We start from the raw sequence: 18,225 nt of genomic DNA on the forward strand, positions 1-18,225 counted from the left end.
TGCCGAGTCGATGCTGGATATGGGGACCGGCGGCGGAGAGCTGTTGTCAATGTTGAGGCCGTGGCCGAAATTCGTTTGCGCCACCGAAAGCTATCTGCCGAACTTGTCCGTCGCCAAAGAACGATTGGAGCCGTTGGGTGTGACTGTCCTTTCTGTGGATGATGATCGTCTTCCTTTTGAGACCGATCAGTTCGATTTGGTGCTGAATAAGCTTGAATCGTATTCGCCGCGGGAGGTTCGTCGGGTGCTCACCGATGGCGGGTACTTCCTCACCCAACAGTCGGGAGGCACCGATTGCTTCGAGATCAACGAACGATTCGGCGTACCGTTACATTCAGCATTTGCGGAATGGAAGCTCGATGCCGCCATACATGGAGTGCGGGAGAATCACTTTGAAGTCGTGAAACAGTCTGAGCAGTTTCTTCGTCAACGCTTCTATGATGTCGGCGCATTGATCTATTATTTGAAGGCCATTCCGTGGCAGATTCCGGATTTCGAAGTCGATAAATACAGAGAAGAGCTACACAGCATTCATCTGCATATTGAACAGGAAGGTTACTTTGAGGTGACACAGCACCAGTTTTACTTGCTGGCAAAAGCATTGTCTTCGGTTATATTTAAATGTAATCAAATGGATTTCTTGGAGCTTGTCGCGCAGCGACGGCTCCTTTAACTTTTTTATGGCCAGCTTTTCGAATACGCGTGGAATGTAACGATGTAAAGTTTGATTTGCAACTGTTCTTTCCCTATTTTTTGGCAACGAATGCACAAATAATAGTCTTGTAGCGAAGTTTGCTAAATGAATAGAAAAGAGATAGGAGTTCGCTTTTTATGTCACGATCCGAAAAACGTAACCGCTTCATTATCCTTGCAATGGCACTTGGCCTATTGATGTCTTCCCTCGACAATACCATCACCTCGGCGGCCATTAGTCACATGATTAAAGATATCGGTGGCTTTGAAAGCATGAGCTGGGTTTTCACTTCGTACGTATTAGCCGCAACCAGTACGATGCTCATCTTCGGGAAAATGTCCGATCTTTTTGGACGCAAGTTGTTTTACTTACTTGGCATTACGATTTTTCTCATTGGCTCGGCACTTTGTGGCGTTGCCCAAAGCATCGAACAGCTAATTGCTTTCCGTGCCCTTCAAGGAATTGGTTCAGGAGCTCTCTTTCCGATTACTTTTACAATCTTATTTACGCTATCCTCTGATCCGAAATATACGGCACGAATCTCTGGCGTGTTTGCCGGAATCTTTGGGCTCTCTTCTATAGCCGGACCTCAAGTCGGGACCTTGCTCTCGGATTACTTGGGGTGGCGCTGGTGCTTTTATGTCAATGTTCCGATCGGTTTGTTGTCTCTTTTCACTCTTCTGTTTTCCCTGAAAGAATCCCGTTCTCATACAAAGCCAAAGATTGACTATTGGGGTACCGCTACATTAATCGTCGCCTGTATAGCTGTCATGCTGGCGCTTGAATGGGGAGGAAAAGCATATGAGTGGTCTTCGTGGCAAATCATTTCACTGTTTGCCCTGGCCGGAATAGTGGGGATCGCTTTTATTCTGGTAGAACGTCATGCACAGGAACCGATCCTTCCTTTCCAGATTTTCCAAAACCGTATGGTGGTCGCGACTTGTATCGCTTGTCTTTCTCAAGGTGCCATCATGTTTGCTGCCATCACTTATTTGCCTATTTTCGCCGTGGTCGTGCTCGGGTATCCGAACTCCAATAGTGTTTTGACCCCGTTGATGCTCTCTTTGACGGGAGGTGCCGTGGTATTCGGAATGTTGCAAACAAAATTTTCCTTCCGAGCTCTCATGGCGTTCTCTATGCTCGCTTGTGTAGTAAGTTCTATTTTACTTATGTACGTTTCAACGGGCATTTCCTTCTTTTACTTAACACTCTTGATGATTCTGTTCGGGTTTGCTGCAATCGGGCCGTTGATGAGCGTTGCACAAAACGCGATCGTGCATTCGGTCGATAAACCATATATCGGTATTTCTTCCTCGATCGTTGGGTTTTGTCGAAACCTGGGGGGTGTACTCGGTGCATCGATCACGGCTGCTGTTGTGAACCAAAATTATGCAAGTATCGTATCCACAGGGGCATCATTACATGGCATTTCCTCGGAGAAAGTAGCTTATCTGCTTAATCCTGAAGTTCTCATGCGTGAGCCGTTAAAAATCGAACCGAGTGTTCACTCTTTTCTGAGTGACTCTCTAGGAAGTGCCATCAATCATGGTTATATCGTGGGATTGATTTTCGCCGTTATAGGTTTCTTTTCTGTACTATACGCAGGCCCTGGCAAGCTAGAGCGCCATCAAAAGAGTGTCGAATCATAAAGGTCCACGGGTTTCTTGCTCGGCATCACTTTCCAAAAATGGCAGTATGATATATGGTAAAGTATATGTATTTACTAATCATACTTCCCAAAGGAGAGTGTGCTTTGTGCGTGAAACCTGTGTTCCGACTGGCGTGGAGCTGAAAGACACTGGCTTTGGATATACGTTGTCTTTAATAGGCGGGAAATATAAAATGATCATTTTGTATTGGCTCGCTGAAAATAAGGTGATGCGGCATAATGAGCTGAAGCGAAGTATCGGTACCATTTCCTTTAAAACGCTGAGCTTGATGTTAAAAGAGCTGGAGGCAGACGACTTGATCATCCGCAAGGAATTTCCCCAAGTCCCTCCCAAAGTGGAATATTCCTTATCAGAGCGTGGGCTATCTCTCATCCCCTTGTTAAATATGATGTGCGACTGGGGAGAGAAAAACAGCTTGCCCTCTCAGGAGGATGTAAAGCAACAGGCATAACAATTGTTTCTAACAGGAAAAGAAGTATCTCCCGAACGAGGAAATACTTCTTTTTTCATGGGTCTTCTTACAGGCTATCAATGAATTTCACATAATCTTGCGCGCTCTTATCTAATACGCTGCCGGTCGCCTCAAGTTCTTCACCAGGTACATTTTCGCCTGACTCAGTCTCCGTACCATAATACGCAAAGAATGAACGATAATCCGCATGGCAGTAACGGAAGGTTGTTTCAAAAGGGGTCAATATTTGCTCAAGTGTATACCGATATCTTCCCTCTTCCTGATAATCCTCTTTCCTAATTCCAGCAGATACGGCTAATGCAGCTTTGCGATTCTTTAATTTATCGCCTCCCTTTGAACCGTATGCCCAACCATATGCGAAAACATCGTCAAGCCATTTTTTCAGGAGCGGCGGACAATTAAACCAGTAAACCGGGAACTGTAAAACAAGATTCTCATGCGATTCAATCCATTGCTGTTCTTTTTCCACATCAATGTTTCCATCTGGGTATGCCTGATGCAATTCATGGACGGTATACTTTTCTGGATATTTTTTGAGTTCTTCTACCCATCGCTTATTGATGACGGATGTTTCGATGCTTGGATGAGTGACGATGACAAGAGTTTTCAAAGTAGGTTCCTCCTTGAAGGTTTGTTGTTTTATGAGTATAAAATGCTTGCTGCAAATTTGTAAGTATGCACATTTTGTTCAGTTACTTACATAAAGGTGAGTGTAAAGAACAGAAAAAAGCCTCCCCTCGACCTAATGATTCTAGGTTTGTATCGTTGGGAGGCCCCTTTGCAATTGTTTTATTTGAGCTTTTTCTCCATATACAACGTGCCTTCAATCGGATTAAAACGATAGGGTTCAATTGGATAAAATTCCAATGAGCGGTACAGCTGAATCGCTTGTTCCATCGTAGGAAGCGTATCTAATCGGATGAACGAATAACCTCGTAATTTTGCTTCGTCCATGATCGCCAAGGCTAATTTTTTCCCTAAGCCTCTTCCCGTCCATTCAGGCTTCACGTACAATCTCTTCATTTCGCAAACTTGATCATCTATTTTTCGTAAGGCAACACATCCTGCTGGCTGCTCGTTATCTAACGCCAGCAAAATACAACCGGCAGGGGGTACGTATTCGCCCGGTATATTTTGCAATTCGGTTGCAATGTTTTGAAAGCTCAAATCCACTCCTAATGAATCTACATACTCCAAGAAAAGTTCACGTGCTTGATCGTATTCATATTCCTCCGTTGCATGAATCAAACACAGCAATCCAAGCACCTCCACATCCCGTTCTACATTCTACAAACTGAAACTCGTGCAGGTCGGTGACACGAAAAAACCAGCTTACAACAAAAGGATCATGGTGTGAGCTGGCATTTTTCATTTCTTCGTGCGATCGTTTAAGAGGTGCGCAACGAGCGACGCAAGATTTTCCCTGTACTGTTTTTAGGAAGCTCTGCTACGAATTCGACCTGACGAGGAACTTTGTATTTCGCCAGCTTGTCACGACAAAATGCCATGATATCCTCTTGAGAAACCGCTATTTCCTTCAATGCCACAAATGCCTTGACTGCTTCGCCATGCACCTCATCAGGAATCCCGATCACAGCCGCCTCGATAATCGCAGGATGCTGGTAAAGCACTTCTTCTACCTCACGCGGGTACACGTTATAGCCGTCAACGAGAATCATGTCTTTTTTGCGATCAACAATGTACACATATCCTTCTTCATCCATACGAGCCATGTCTCCCGTATACAGCCAACCATCTCGGAGTGCCGCGGCTGTATCATCTGGCAAACCGAGGTACCCTATCATAACGTTTGGCCCATGTACCACAAGCTCGCCTACTTCTCCACGTGCGACTTCGTTACCTTCGGGATCGACGACCTTGTTCTTCACAAGTGGGATATCGACTCCAACCGATCCTGGCTTTCTAGTCCCGTGCAATGGGTTAAAGGTTGTAGCTGGAGCTGCTTCTGACAAACCGTAGCCCTCCAGTACCTTGGCATCGTATTTCGTTTCGAACTTATGCAGGAGCTCGACGGGCATGGATGCACCTCCCGAGCAGTATATCCGGATAGAGGAGAAATCTTCTTTTGTCGCATTCGGGAGCTGTAGCAGATAGTTGTACATGGTCGGAACACCTGCGAAACAGGTGGCTTTTTGCTCCCGAATCGTTTGGAGGACGTCTACGGGATGAAATTTCGGCACGATAATAATGGCTGCTCCCGTGCGAATCGGGCCATTCATGCACACCGTCATGCAGAAGACGTGAAACATCGGAAGTACCGCGACCATGCGATCTTCGGCCACCAGCTCGAACAATATCCCCATCGCTTCCGCATTCGAATCCATATTGCGGTGGGAGAGCATCGCACCCTTTGGCTGACCAGTCGTACCTGATGTGTACAGGATTACAGCGAGGTCATCTTCGTTTCGTTCCGGCTCCACGTACCCTGCCTCTGACTCTTGCCCTTCTTGTACAAGCTGATCGATCGTGATTTCATTTTCAATGGATTCCGTGTAGATGAGAAGCTGCAAATCTTCTATTTGGTCTTTCATCGGGGTTAGTACCGGTTGCAACGCGGATAAGGCGATGGCTGCCTTTGCTTTACTGTTCGATAGAATGAAGCTAATTTCGCGCGCCGTATAGATGGGGTTCATGGGAACAACAACAGCTCCTACGCGGAGTATCGCATAGTAAGCGCTAACAAAATGCGGCCGATTATCCATGAGTAGGGCGACAGCATCCCCTTTTCCAATCCCGTGCTGGGCAAGTCCTGCTGCGAGATGTTCGACTTGCTGATTGAATTGTGCATACGTAGTCGTTTCTCCCAAAAAGACAAAGGCTGGACGATCCGCAAACTGTTTCGCGCTCTGCATGAGGCTTTCATTCAAATGATACACCACACATCTACCCCCTTTTCAGAAAATTTTAACATCTAGAACCAAGCCTATAAAGTATTACTTTTAGGAAACATGGGAGATTGGCGGTGCTGATTGACTGACTTGTTCATTGCGCTTCACAAAGAGCAGGAATAGCACGCCACAAATGATGAAGAGCAACCCGTTGACGATCATGGCGTTGCCAAAACCAGTACCAATATCTCCGGCTGACTGAACGATAGATCCCGTTACCAGCGGTGAGATGATCCCTGCCAATGTAACCAGACTGGACAACACGCCTACCAGAAGTCCCGTGCGTTCCGGCAACAAGCTGCTGACAATAACAGAGGCAGCTGTCCCCACAGAAAAAGCAAATCCTTTTCCTAGGCACAAAAGGATCAAGACAAATACCGTAGATTGAACAAGGGTAACACCGTAAAAACACAGTCCCCCTAAAATAATCGAAACACCGCCAACCAGAACGTATGATTTGCGATAGCTACGATGCTTTTTAAAGAAACGATCGCCAATCGATGAAATCAGTATGGTCATCAGTCCAGCCAAAAGTCCTGTGCCAGCAATCGCATAAGCCATTTCTTGATTTGTAAACTGGAAAACCTTGACGAGATATACAGGCTCCCATACGGATGCGAAGGTCGTCCCCCAAATTTGTGCGAAATAGATTAAAAAACAGAATAGAAACGTGGATGAGAGCAAGACACCGGATATATCCGACCATTTCGCTTTTGATAAGATGGGAGCTTCTACTTTTGCAGGAGCGACGCTGACAAGTGGTTTTTCTTTTCCAATCCACAGCCAGACCAAGAGCCATATCAGACTGAGTGCACCCATAAACGCCCAGGAAAATCGCCATCCATAGCTATCAATTAGTGCGACGATCATCGGTGCGGAGGCAACCGCACCGACGAATGCACCGAAGTTCACGGTTGAATAAACCAGTCCACGCTTTTCTTCGGGAAACCATTTGTTCAAATGGCTGACAACCGTTGCCCAAAATGGCCCTTCGCCTATTCCAAGCAATACCCGCGCAACGACAAGCATCGGCAAACCCGCGATCGCATAAGCGCCGAATTGGATGACTGTCCAGGACAGTGCCATGATCGCCAGCATTTTTTTCGTCCCGATACGGTCCGACAATGCCGCGCCTACAATCCCTGCAATGGAGAAAAACCAGAAAAAACTGCTTCCGACAAGTCCCCAATCTTTCTCGTTCAGCGAAAATTCAGTCATAATCGGCACGGCAGAATATCCCGCAATCGTTTTATCCGCATAATTGATCATGTATAACACAAACAACATAACCATTGTGATCCTGGCCATCATGTGAATCACTCCATTTGTCTAGGAAATAGACTGCCATGATTCCCCGCTATTTTGAAAGCCTGACGCGCCCAATTCCATCCATGATCTCAATCACTGTGCCATATGATTCACTTAAAGTCTTGAGCCCCTCGAGGATTGAGGTATCCCCGCTTAATTTCGGCCACCCCATACGATGTACAGGCAGATCAAAGCCTAATTCAATCGGATGCAGCTCCAGTTCGAGCAGCTCACCATCTTGCATTTTCCATAAAGGAATAACCGACTCCCACACCTCTTTGTGCACACAGAGTCCGCGTGTGTAGTTGGCACTCATCGCTTCCAACGCATCTGCCACATTATGGGTGTAATTCAGGCCATAGTGCTCGTAGAAATCAGCGGGTTGACTCGTAACTGCTTCTGTCTGAAAAACAAAATCTCCCAGGCTGTAAAAAATCGGCCGATTTTTGTAGATTTCAATGCCTCGCAATAAATGGGGACCGTGTCCCACCACTGCGTGGGCGCCTGCATCGATGCAAGCTTTTGCAAAAACAGGCAAGAAATCAGCTGCAATCTCTTTCGCTTCTCCCTTCATCTCATGTGCGTGAATACTCACGATGACGTAATCAGCCCGCCTATTTGCCTCCTCAATCGTTTTGACGATTCTGTTCAGATCGCGCGGATGCGGTTGGGTAGTCGTCCCCTCTTCGTCGCTTACCATGAAACGTGCATTTCCAAAGAGAAAGATCTCCTTGCCCGGATCGTTCATGAAGCCTTCCTCGATGAGAAGCTTGTTGAAGGCGTTAATGTCTGTTGATTCCGCAATGGCCCTCAAATCAGCGAGCTTTTCTTCTGTAATGTGGTGTGTCATGACATAGCGCATCGGATTGATCCCTGGTCTGCCGATACTATCCGAACGCTGATCTCCGGCCGCCCACCATGGATGAAAAGTCGACGTCGCAGCGATCAAGGCTACCCTAGCTCCTTCGCATTCGAGATAACGCGGAGCCCCCGCTTCTGCGAGATTTTTGCCTACGCCAGCATGGACGAAGCCATACTCATTGAGATATCGTTCGGTTGCTTCTAGTCCGCCATACAAATAATCGAGCGTATGGTTATTCGCCCAGCCAATCATGTTAAAGCCGTAATCTTTCATGACTTGCAATACGGAAGGTGGTGACATCGCCCACGTGCCTCCGCTTTGCGCGCTGGGATAGCCCTCATTATCGTGTACGGTCGTCTCCAGATTCGCAATGCGTACGTCGGCACGGTGCAGCAAGCTGGAAACCTCTTGAAAAGCTTGGTCCCTGTATGGCAGATTGCGTGTAATAAAGCTGTCACCAGTCGCAGTAAACCAAATTGGCTTGGTCATTGGCAGGATTCCCCTTTCCCTTTTCTCATTTTTTCTGTTTTCAAAAGATCGAGAAGTCTTCCTCATCCTCTCCGACAAACGAGTATAGCTTCGAGCTGATTTCATCATAGTGCTGCAATCGTTTCTGGACATTTTCCGCGTCGTGGAGCATGACGCCTTTGATCAAGACATTTAGCATGGAGAATAATGTGGGCATACCGCTAGTGGCAACGGGTTGGGGGGTGGTGATTTTCAGAAGATGATCTGCGACTTGGCTGATGGGGGAGAACTCGCCTTCCGTGATCGCCAAAATCTTCGCTCCCAGCTCTTTTGCTGAATGGACCATGGCGACCGTCTCGCTAGGATGACGAGGAAATGATATCGCGATGACCAACCATTCCTGATCTCGTTCGGTGAGAAAATAATCTGCGTTATCAACTGCTCCCGTATAAAGATGTGTGTTTCCTTTGATGGCATTCAACGCTGAGAACAACCATTTTACAGGAATATGGCACCAACGAAATCCTACCACTACAATTCGGTTTGCCTGCACGATGCTTTTGACCACCTCTTGGAGCAACGTGTAGTCAATTTGCTGCAAGCCTTGTTGGAGATACGCAATATCACTTTCCATCACTTGATGTGCGTAATTGCTCTGATCGAGTGTAACCTCGGTATCCCGATATTTCTGGATCGGCCCCTTCCTTTGGTCTCCTATTAATAGAGACTTTTTGATTTCTTCCTGAAGCTCTGTGTATCCGGAGTAACCCAATGCGTAACAAAAGCGAATGACGGTCGCTTCACTGGTATTCGTAAACTCCGCGATTTTTTTGGCGGTATGGATCGCAAGTAAGCTCGGCTTTTCAATCGCGATCTTACAGATGATTTTTTGGCTTGCTGTCAGTTTTCCATACTGCTTCCGAATCCGTTCTTTTACGAGTTGTGCCATACCTGAAGCTCCTTTATCATTCGTATTTGTTTTAATTTTGAGAATAGTATATCTCTTGCAAGAAATCACTTCAATACCTCTTAGAAAATGTAGTTTTTGCTTCATTTTGGTGGATAACGAAAAGGGACCCCCACAGTTGGAAGGCCCCTTCTCTCGTCTTTATCGTTCTGTATTGAGACATTCATTTGGAATCCAGCCCCATTCCCCGGTGCTCTCTAATTCGCACCAGCTCCATCCATTCAATAGCTTAGTTTTCATTTTAAACCAATAACTGCGTTTACTAATTCAAAGTTATAGCCCTAGTTTCTTTAAAAATCTTATTAAACTCCATTAAACCAATCATAGGTTTGTTGTCTATTGCACTAAGTATTTGCTTTTCAAAATCTCTGTTCGGCCTTTTACACCATATGTTCTCAAATGAATTTCTACCATCGGTAATTAAGTATCCACTCGCCTGCCCCCGTTCGGGACTTCCATCCTTGAGACGACGCCCATGCTAGGCGCACCAAAAACAGCCGATATTGCTGCGAGAGCAAATCGGCTGTTACGTCATTTATTGGCGGGACACCTTGACGAGCTCCCCTGTCGAAGCATCGATAAAGCTATAGCCATTCTTCCATTTGCGCTGATAGACCAACTGCGGTTCGGGAGCTCTTTGACCAGCAAACTGCTCCCACACGTAGACCAGTTCCAGCTCAATTTCTTGTTGGATCGTTTCTTTTGCTTCTGCTGCACTTACAATCTTCTTGGAATCTGGAAGGGTAATGCCCGGGTTGAGAGGGTGGAGGTTTAACTCTGTAATCGTACCCGTTGCCTTGTCTACCCCCACCATATAAGACTCGTCAGATACTTCGATCCCGTTGCGTTTTACGTGGAAAGTGAATGAATACGTTTTATCCTCTTCCTTATCCAGCTTGTTCTTGTCTACCCAATCCGGAATATCTGCTTCAGGAGTCTCTACGATAAGCGATAGCTCCGTTAACGCCGGGTCAAGATAAGGTACGAGTGCTGCGATCGCTTTTTTCTTCGCTTCCTCTACACTGATTTTCTGCTCTGTTTTTCGTTGGTCTGGCAAATTCAGATCGAAGTCGATGAGCCGATCACTCTGTTCATCTGTCGTGAGGCTAACCAGCTCAAATGCAGTCGTACCTTTATTTGAATCGTTCATCCACCGATAGGATTCGATTGTCTGAAGTCCTTCTAAAAGATTGTCCTTGTGATCATCGTATTTAAAGGTCGCACCTGAAACATCAATACCAAACTGTGTTTTCAGCCATTTCTCTCCTTGTTCGCGGGAAGCTATTTTGATGCTTTTCCCTTCTCCTTTTACACGAACACCCTCCCCTGCCAGTTCGGCTTCTTCCCCTATGACTTTGCCGGTTAGAGCATCGATCCAACCAATGGTATTTAGTTGATATATAAGCATCGGTTTCTTTTCTGCCGGTTTTCCATTTTGAGCATAGGAAATCGGCTGCTCCGATACGTATACCAGGTCCATCTTAAGCTTGTCCTTATAGATTTTGCTTGCTTCCTCAAGTGTTATCGCTTTTTTCGGATCAGGCCAGTTCACTTTGCTAGGATCGATGAAATCATACGCTTCATAGCGAATAATATGTCCAGCATGATCAACGGAAACGGAAATAGAGTTGTTGGACAGAGGGAGGTCATTGATGAGAGAGTGGTATTTCACGGTGGAGCGAGCCCATTCCAGCTTGTTGCCTTTCCCGTCACTTGATCCTGCTTTTCCTCTGCCGAGTTTTTGTGCGGCTTTCAGCTGTTTTGCTTCCGTACCGAATAATTCCTCGATAAAAGTTGAAGCCTTGTCTCTGGCAAGCTTTTCTTCCGGATAATCGGCTGAAGCCCATGCTGGATTTTGGATATCCATGAAAAGCAGTCGGCCGGTATGCGCATCCAACTCAAGGCTAACGGATGAGTATGCGTCATACTCTTCTTTTTCATCTGTTTTTGGCATGTTGGTGAAGTGCAAGCTCCAGATTGGTTCCGGATAACCGCGAAAGCTGTCTTCCTCATAATGTTTATCAATTAGCCGATACCCTTTCAACTCTGGAATCGCCTCAAATAGCTTGTCTAGAGAATTCTGAACATCTTAGGAATAATCATTTTTTTGAGACTCTGCCTTTTTCACATCGCTTGCTGCTTGTACCGTTGGTTGATGGGTAGTCCATGCAGGTGCAGAGGCAAGTAAGCACGCCGCTATAACCGTCATCATGGATGAATTAAGTTTCATTAGGCACCTCCAAATAGTGTTCAGATTTGCGGATAAGTTCGGTTTGACCTTACCACTGGTAAGACGGAGGGGCAATTATTTGTGTCACATATTATTCCAATATTTTAAGATAATCCCATACTTCTATTAAAAAACACGCCCTCGTGTTAAACGACGAGGACGTGTTGGTAACCACTCTGTTGTGAACATTTGTTTGCTTACTCAAAATCAAGCCAGCCCTTCATCTTCTTGATACGATTGAGGACTGATATTTCACGAAGGTCAGATCATTCATTACTGTTGAGAGCTACATTCCAATCAACTTGACGCATGGGACTGTGCCTAGAGGCGAGCAGCTTGGTGTAGAAACCTCGATTTTCTTTAGCAGTTTGGAAAGACGTATCCGGAATTAAAAAATCAATTCCTGCCACAAAACCGGCAATATATTCACTCCATCCGGAATACGCTTGTTGTGCCAGTCTTGCAGCACTCAACATATATTCGATTGCCTGATCCTTTTGCAAGTAACCCAGTTTCAAACCAGCTCTGGATAAAAGGATACACCAAGCATAGTCATGAGCAGCAATCCCCTCTGAAGGTAAACATCTCGAATAGTAATCGACAAGAATCAACTGAGATTTCGATTGATGGTCCTCGGGTAACGCTTGAATGTATGCCGTTCGTTCTGATTCGGAAAAAGTAAATAAGAAATGACGGAGACGATTGAATTCTTCCCTCTTCCCTTCCGATATGAGCCATTTTATTGTATCAATTAGTGCGGTCTTATCTGTAATCTGTTTTTCCTTAAGAAGAAATAGGCACGTTCGTCTACTTAAATTTTCATGATATAACGCATAATAGTAGGCTCCACTTTTGCTAAAGCAAACAGACGAAAGAGCTCGCAGAAATAATCTGTGACCCTTCTGATTATATGTAAGAACGTTGGGTGCCATCGCTTCCTCCTTATTAGAATCGGACCGTTTTGTAGGTTCTGACAAACAGTCGAAGCAAAAATGCATAGAGAACTAGTAACAATACGGAATAAATCACTGCTTTAACGGGAACTTCATTAGTGACATTATGTACAACAATTAGTTTATCGACAACAAATTTGGAATCTTTGTATTTGGATCCAAAGTCTGTAATCTGTAAAACTTCCCATACATACTCAGGTAACTCTTGCGGCATTTTCACGATTGTTCCTGGCGAATCAATGAAATTACTTTTTTGTATCTGCACTGCTTGATTGGCATCTGAGACCAATAAAACGATTGATGAGTTATCAATCTTAGCAACATAAAACCATCCTGTGGGGAGAATACTTCGAGCCCAATTACGTTGCTTACTGTAGGAAGAATTATATCGAGTACTGATAGCACCGGTTTGGGCTTTTGCTTGATACTCTGTTATTCCTAGAAAATGAACACTGGGAAGCTTTAATTGGGCGATATCAGAATAATCCAGTTGATTCAGCACCTCAGTGGAAGATAGTTCTACAGGATGAATCATATTTTTTAGATAGGAGATAGGTGTTAATCCGGTATCATTGATGAAAGAATTAGATAACAAAACATGTAGAAAAAGAATGAAGGATAGAGTGAATACGACACCTGCTTTGGGCAACTGCATCCAAAACAGTTTCACACTGCCAAAAAAATTGGGCTTCCCAAGCTTTTTATACAATCTCTTTATGACTGATCTTCTGGTGAAAAAGGGCCTCCGCTTGGCCTGCTCCACCATCTCAGAACGGATATGTGCAAGGCTGGTTATGGCATCAATATCATTCGGAAAACTCTCCAATATCTTCAAGTAGTTCTCCTCTGCCTTCTCTAACTCACCAAGTTGAATGAGGCATTTCCCCAACAGACGCAGGGTACCCATATTGGCAGGCATACGTGAGAGGATGTACAGACATTCGTCTTTTGCTTCTACGAATTGATGGGTTTCATACCATATCCGAGATCGAATCAGATACCAATCGATGTCATCTGGATAAATACGGATTCCGTGTTCCATTGCAGCAAGAGCAGACTCCTTTTCACCCATTCGAAGGAAGTATTCACCCTGTAGCCGAAGCAAGTCAGGATCATCTGAATACATCGCATATGCTTCATCAAGCGATTGACCTGCCAGTTCCAGATTGTTTTCCTTAAGTGCCTGATATGCCGTCTCCCGCTTGTTCAGAAACACATCGTAGTCTAAATCGGCTGCATGCTGTATAAAGGTATAACGAAGAGCAGGTTCATCCAATTGTCTACAATAAAAATGGTAAAACTCTTCGGTGAAATGCTCCATTCGATCATCCGGATCTTCTGTTGCTAGTTCACGCCAACGAAAACAGTATTCGATGAATTCCCAAACTCTTTTAGGGAGAAACCGATGTTCATGCAAGAAATCCAATAATGTTACTTCTACTATTTCTTTGAGTCTTACATTCCAGACAATATCGTTATTTAAAAGCTTTGACCATTGTTCATGCCTGATACGGGAAGAGAAATCAGAATACACCTCTTCAACTTGTTCCATGAATTCATCTACTGGGTCAATCTCTTCTAGTTGGTCTATAGTTTCAACTGTTAGCTCGACGGTGTTGGGAGGATTGGGCCAGATATGGATGTTGTTTTCATCGCTGAACGACAGGCTAGTTTCTTTGATGTCTCCCTTTTTCGCAGCCTTCACTGCATGGTCATATGCTTCTCTTAGCCTTTGATAGCCTTCCGGATCATCCTCTGGGTGGTGAACCTTCAGTTTTTTCGAGTAGGCTTTTTTAATCGATTGAATATCTTCTGTGGGTTCAATCCCCAGTACTTCCCACACACCCATTAGTAGTCGAACCGCCCTTCTACATGATCCAGTTGTTTTTTAAACGCTAAAGTTGCCTTTTTTATCAGTTGCTGCTCTTGTGTGGCTAACACAGCTTCGAACTTTTCCAGTAAATATGCAATTTCTGTGTGTTTGTCCCCAAGGGATTCTTCATACATCCGTTCACCCCGAGCAAGCAACAGTCTATTTTCGGCCCTGTCACACGGATGGATTTTGATATCTCTCAATTCGTTAAGGCCACTTGACGCGGATTGGCAAGGTGTCGCAGTTTGGCGATCATGATAAGATTTTCCCGCGCCGTTCGCTCCGATCAGCGTGACGACTTCGCCTTGACTAACTTCCAGCGAGATGCCCTTGAGCGCGTGAACATTTGGGAGAGACGCGAATCTTCAGGAGAGTGGCACGTCATCCCTGAGAAGGCGAATGAAACCGGCTTCCTTATTGGAAGATTGATCATGGAGACGGTTATACCATATTTAGGGATAAGGCGTAAATGTTTTTTTAAGTGGATAGTGGAAAGGCAGGAAAACAACATTACCTACAGGGGGTTTTGAGCTCTCAACATGGGTATAGTTCAATCGCAATCATATTATGCGTACATGAAGGCATATATGAAAAAGCCGCTTAACTAAGCAAGCGGCTTTATGTGGCTATCTACTTCGGTCTTCTCAAATACTATCAGTTCTTACGTTGTTGTCGATGCTCATTTAGAGCATCCATCCAAATCGTAACGAGCTCCGCAAAATACTTTGTTTCAATGAACGACTCCAATTCCTCGCCAGTGTCTATACCCGCTTCTAGCTGTTCCTCAACGTATGAGTTATAAATTCGAGTATAATCCCTCCGTATTTCGGAACTGTATAAATTTCCTGTCCCTTCTGATACTTCTGTTTCCCCGGAAACAACTCGTTGTATCCTATCTAAGATTAAGTTTTTTGAAAGTTCCGATCTAACCTGGCCTTCCAAATACTCTTCCACTAAGGAGAGGTAATCAGGTAAGCTTATTCGTAGTTGATCAGCTTTATCATCGAAAAAAATTTTGTAAGGTATCATAAGAATCCTCCTAGATTACGGTTCATAAATTGGGTAAGCTGTAGTAATCCTTCCATCTTTGTCTAGCCTCATTTCATTTTTAATGCCAGATGAATGACTACCTTCCCATTTTTGTATCATTTCTGTTCCATTTTTCTTTATGGAGGGAAATAGCAGTCATTACATCATCTGTTGACTAGTGTTTTGGAAAGAAGTTTGCGTTCTCATCCTTCCTGACATAAGATGTGCCGCTAAATATCTCAACTACTCCGTCATATACTCCGTGCGAATCTGGACTACTTGGGGTTCAGACATCTACTTCCACTTCGAAAGTAAATCCTTCACATCCTTGAGGTTCTAGGTTCTAGCTCCTCCTCTACAATAACAAACGCAATCTCCCAAGGTGGACATCATTCTATATTCTTATACTCCTTAAACCATTCATGTCCGTCGTGTCTGATCTTATAGGTTCCAGGAGCTTTAAATCAAACTCAATGAAAAAAGGACTCCCTAAAGGAAGTCCCCGACTCAACTTGCTCTTATTCCACTTATGATAGTCTTAAGATTTGGATCTGCTGATCTTCAACCGTCGTATCGTATTCGTGTGTCCATACCCGTTCTACTTGGTTCTGGCCACAAAGTTTTTGTTCCATAAGCTCGGTCAATTCTACACATGAACGACCGAGGACACCCTCAACCTTCTCTTCCATTTTTCCTTGGCTATCCATTGAGATGCTAACTTTCTTTTCACTCTGGCCAATTGTTAACACAAACGACGTGATTGCACCTGATTTTTCTTCACTGACACTAACAGTACCTCCTGCATTCGTAATCCATTCTGTTACCGCTTCAACAGAATAGTGCAAGTAACCCTCTCGGATACTCGTAAGAAGCACTTGGGCTTGTTTCTCCAATTCCTCCGGTGAGAGAATATCTGATTCAAAATGTGGTATCATCCCCCCTTCACTTTCCACGAAGAAGACATGAATCCCATCCTTCATACCCGTCAGGAGTTTGCCAATGATGGTGCCTCCGATATTTAGTCGTTTTTTAAATTGGGACTGATAGTCGACCCAAACCCGATTTTCTGGTTGGAATCCTCGGCTACGCATTGCCCGAAAAAGAGTACGTTTGTCCTGAAAAGTCATCGTAAATGAAGTGCAGTGACTCACTTGGGGCACCTCCTAAAAGTCAATGTTTCGACCTACTGCTTCCTCTCGAGTAAAACCTGGTAATGCCTCGTTTATCAGGCTTGCGCGAACAGCATATTCCTTCGCCCAAGTACGAAGCTGTTCCACTTCCAAACGCCTTGATTTGGCCAAAGGAACTGTCCGCCTCATGGCTTGTAAGATATCATCAGTCACGATGTCTCGTTCATGGTCCCCTTCTGAAACTCGTTTGGAGAAAGCATCCATCAGTCCCTCGTGTATGGAATATTCTATCTCTGCACCAGTCAAGCGAATTCCTTCGCCCCAGTACCCTTCCCCTGATGCTTCTACAAGTTTGGGTATATCAAACACTGTATTGTGTCGCTTTAGACGATCCAGATGAATTTTAATAATTTCTGTACGCTCCTCTGGAGTAGGCAAATCCACAAAAAAGATTTCATCAAACCTGCCTTTACGCAGAAGCTCTGCCGGGAGCTGCTCGATTTTGTTCGCTGTAGCAAACACAAACACTGGACTTTTCTTCTCCTGCATCCATGTCAGCAATGTTCCAAAAATTCTCGTAGCAACTCCTCCATCTGACATTCCACTTCCTATACCAGAAAGAGCCTTTTCAATCTCATCTATCCAGACGATGGATGGAGAGACGGCCTCGCACATTGCAAGAGCAGAGCGAATGTTTGCCTCCGATGAACCTACGATGCCCGCAAATACTCGTCCTAAATCCAGGCGTAGAAGAGGCATTTGCCAAGCAGCAGCTACACTTTTTGCACACAAGCTTTTCCCACACCCAGGAACTCCCACCAGCAATACGCCCTTTGGCCACTGGATACCGAATTCTCTCGCTTCTGTTGAATACGAAGCCTTACGTTTTAATAACCAGCGCTTCAGGTTATCTAATCCGCCAATTTGATCAAGGCTAAGAGACTCCGTCGAAATATATTCCAAAATACCTGATTTTCGAATGATTTGTTTCTTTTCCTCTAAAATCGTAGAAACATCGGAATCAGAGATGCCTTTATTTTTTACTAATGCCTTTGCTAAACAATTTTCTATTTCACTACGAGTGAGACCTACAGCTGCACGAGCTAAAGCTTCTATCACCTCAGGAGATTGGTCAATCATAACCCCAGGTCGTCCCTTGTAAGCATCCGTGAAGTTTACGATAATCTGTTTTACCTCCTCCAATTCAGGAAGTGGTAAATCCAAGATCGTAATCTCCTTTTGTAGCTCAATGGGTATTTCTATACTCGGAGAAATAATAACCGAATTGGAGGGGGAGCCCATTCTTATTTTTTGTGCAAATTCCCGAAACTTCCGGATGTAAATAGGCGAACTGGAGCCTCGAATAAACGGATGCAGATCACACCAAACAAAAAGCGTCGGTTCTTTCGCTAAATCTTCCGCCATCTCCAATGCTACCCGAAAATCTGTACTCTTAGAATCTAGCTCGTCACCGTCCAAAATCAAACCCTTTGTCGCGGTCCAAACGATAATACGTTTATTAAGTTGCTTGCCAATGCTTTGAAAAACCTCCAGCGCCCGCTCCTCTTCTTGTGTAAAAATATAGAGAATACTATATCTTGCGCGTATTAAATAACCTACTTCTTCGATGAAATCCTGTAGCATATTCTTGGGCCTCCAT

17 protein-coding genes are annotated in these 18,225 nt (G+C 44.7%); 3 read left to right on the plus strand and 14 right to left on the minus strand.

Annotated elements, in window-relative coordinates; all coding sequences use genetic code 11:
* Positions 1 to 10 precede the first annotated feature (10 nt).
* From HP398_RS20900 to HP398_RS20910, 3 genes are all read left to right on the plus strand, one after another.
* On the plus strand, positions 11 to 673 hold the full coding sequence (locus HP398_RS20900; protein WP_173623539.1) for a methyltransferase domain-containing protein: 663 nt from the start codon (positions 11 to 13) through the stop codon (positions 671 to 673).
* Between the two features lie 158 nt (positions 674 to 831).
* Positions 832 to 2,343: an MFS transporter gene (locus HP398_RS20905; protein ID WP_017248985.1), complete on the plus strand. Its 1,512-nt coding sequence runs from the start codon at positions 832 to 834 to the stop codon at positions 2,341 to 2,343.
* A 106-nt stretch (positions 2,344 to 2,449) separates the two neighbouring features.
* A complete protein-coding gene (locus tag HP398_RS20910) occupies positions 2,450 to 2,815 on the plus strand; it encodes a winged helix-turn-helix transcriptional regulator (RefSeq protein WP_017248986.1) in 366 nt (121 codons plus the stop codon).
* Positions 2,816 to 2,882: 67 nt separating this feature from the next.
* Here the strand turns inward: HP398_RS20910 and HP398_RS20915 are convergent, their stop codons facing one another.
* From HP398_RS20915 to HP398_RS20975, 14 genes are all read right to left on the minus strand, one after another.
* Positions 2,883 to 3,446, minus strand: coding sequence for an NAD(P)H-dependent oxidoreductase (locus HP398_RS20915; RefSeq protein ID WP_017248987.1), 564 nt, complete (start codon positions 3,444 to 3,446; stop codon positions 2,883 to 2,885).
* Between the two features lie 179 nt (positions 3,447 to 3,625).
* Positions 3,626 to 4,102, minus strand: a complete 477-nt coding sequence (locus HP398_RS20920) for a GNAT family N-acetyltransferase (RefSeq protein ID WP_371736767.1) — start codon at positions 4,100 to 4,102, stop codon at positions 3,626 to 3,628.
* Between the two features lie 122 nt (positions 4,103 to 4,224).
* The gene (locus HP398_RS20925) at positions 4,225 to 5,733 is read right to left on the minus strand and encodes a fatty acid--CoA ligase family protein (protein ID WP_173623654.1); all 1,509 of its coding nucleotides are present in this window, start codon (positions 5,731 to 5,733) and stop codon (positions 4,225 to 4,227) included.
* 63 nt (positions 5,734 to 5,796) lie between these two features.
* A complete protein-coding gene (locus HP398_RS20930) occupies positions 5,797 to 7,056 on the minus strand; it encodes an MFS transporter (protein WP_173623541.1) in 1,260 nt (419 codons plus the stop codon).
* Positions 7,057 to 7,102: 46 nt separating this feature from the next.
* A complete protein-coding gene (locus HP398_RS20935; protein ID WP_173623542.1) occupies positions 7,103 to 8,404 on the minus strand; it encodes a CapA family protein in 1,302 nt (433 codons plus the stop codon).
* A 40-nt stretch (positions 8,405 to 8,444) separates the two neighbouring features.
* Positions 8,445 to 9,332 (minus strand): MurR/RpiR family transcriptional regulator, encoded by an 888-nt coding sequence (locus HP398_RS20940; protein ID WP_173623543.1) that lies wholly within the window; start codon positions 9,330 to 9,332, stop codon positions 8,445 to 8,447.
* 553 nt (positions 9,333 to 9,885) lie between these two features.
* Entirely contained in the window at positions 9,886 to 11,394 is a 1,509-nt protein-coding gene (locus HP398_RS20945; RefSeq protein ID WP_254476260.1) for a YcdB/YcdC domain-containing protein, read from the minus strand.
* A gap of 45 nt (positions 11,395 to 11,439) precedes the next feature.
* Complete coding sequence (locus tag HP398_RS30980; protein ID WP_254476262.1) at positions 11,440 to 11,580, minus strand: hypothetical protein; 141 nt, start codon at positions 11,578 to 11,580, stop codon at positions 11,440 to 11,442.
* Between the two features lie 266 nt (positions 11,581 to 11,846).
* Positions 11,847 to 12,512, minus strand: a complete 666-nt coding sequence (locus HP398_RS20950; RefSeq protein WP_017248994.1) for a DUF1266 domain-containing protein — start codon at positions 12,510 to 12,512, stop codon at positions 11,847 to 11,849.
* Between the two features lie 13 nt (positions 12,513 to 12,525).
* Complete coding sequence (locus HP398_RS20955; RefSeq protein WP_173623544.1) at positions 12,526 to 14,382, minus strand: J domain-containing protein; 1,857 nt, start codon at positions 14,380 to 14,382, stop codon at positions 12,526 to 12,528.
* Positions 14,382 to 14,732: a hypothetical protein gene (locus HP398_RS31410; protein ID WP_371736771.1), complete on the minus strand. Its 351-nt coding sequence runs from the start codon at positions 14,730 to 14,732 to the stop codon at positions 14,382 to 14,384. Before HP398_RS31410 ends, HP398_RS20955 begins: the two co-directional genes overlap by 1 nt.
* Positions 14,733 to 15,060: 328 nt before the next feature.
* Entirely contained in the window at positions 15,061 to 15,435 is a 375-nt protein-coding gene (locus tag HP398_RS20965; RefSeq protein ID WP_173623545.1) for a hypothetical protein, read from the minus strand.
* A 527-nt stretch (positions 15,436 to 15,962) separates the two neighbouring features.
* Positions 15,963 to 16,586 (minus strand): DUF2997 domain-containing protein, encoded by a 624-nt coding sequence (locus HP398_RS31415; RefSeq protein ID WP_173623546.1) that lies wholly within the window; start codon positions 16,584 to 16,586, stop codon positions 15,963 to 15,965.
* Positions 16,587 to 16,598: 12 nt separating this feature from the next.
* Positions 16,599 to 18,209 (minus strand): AAA family ATPase, encoded by a 1,611-nt coding sequence (locus tag HP398_RS20975; protein WP_017249000.1) that lies wholly within the window; start codon positions 18,207 to 18,209, stop codon positions 16,599 to 16,601.
* Positions 18,210 to 18,225: the final 16 nt, after the last annotated feature.

This window comes from Brevibacillus sp. HB1.4B, assembly GCF_013284285.1.
GTDB classification, from domain to species: Bacteria; Bacillota; Bacilli; order Brevibacillales; family Brevibacillaceae; genus Brevibacillus; species Brevibacillus porteri.

What these genes read in the sequence shown, in the direction of transcription:
- HP398_RS20900 (WP_173623539.1), top strand. Translation starts at nt 11, where the DNA reads ATGCTGGATATGGGGACCGGCGGCGGAGAGCTGTTGTCAATGTTGAGG.
- HP398_RS20905 (WP_017248985.1), top strand. Translation starts at nt 832, where the DNA reads ATGTCACGATCCGAAAAACGTAACCGCTTCATTATCCTTGCAATGGCA.
- HP398_RS20930 (WP_173623541.1), bottom strand. Translation starts at nt 7,056, where the DNA reads ATGATGGCCAGGATCACAATGGTTATGTTGTTTGTGTTATACATGATC.
- HP398_RS20935 (WP_173623542.1), bottom strand. Translation starts at nt 8,404, where the DNA reads ATGACCAAGCCAATTTGGTTTACTGCGACTGGTGACAGCTTTATTACA.
- HP398_RS20940 (WP_173623543.1), bottom strand. Translation starts at nt 9,332, where the DNA reads ATGGCACAACTCGTAAAAGAACGGATTCGGAAGCAGTATGGAAAACTG.
- HP398_RS30980 (WP_254476262.1), bottom strand. Translation starts at nt 11,580, where the DNA reads ATGAAACTTAATTCATCCATGATGACGGTTATAGCGGCGTGCTTACTT.
- HP398_RS20950 (WP_017248994.1), bottom strand. Translation starts at nt 12,512, where the DNA reads ATGGCACCCAACGTTCTTACATATAATCAGAAGGGTCACAGATTATTT.
- HP398_RS20955 (WP_173623544.1), bottom strand. Translation starts at nt 14,382, where the DNA reads ATGGGTGTGTGGGAAGTACTGGGGATTGAACCCACAGAAGATATTCAA.
- HP398_RS20965 (WP_173623545.1), bottom strand. Translation starts at nt 15,435, where the DNA reads ATGATACCTTACAAAATTTTTTTCGATGATAAAGCTGATCAACTACGA.
- HP398_RS20975 (WP_017249000.1), bottom strand. Translation starts at nt 18,209, where the DNA reads ATGCTACAGGATTTCATCGAAGAAGTAGGTTATTTAATACGCGCAAGA.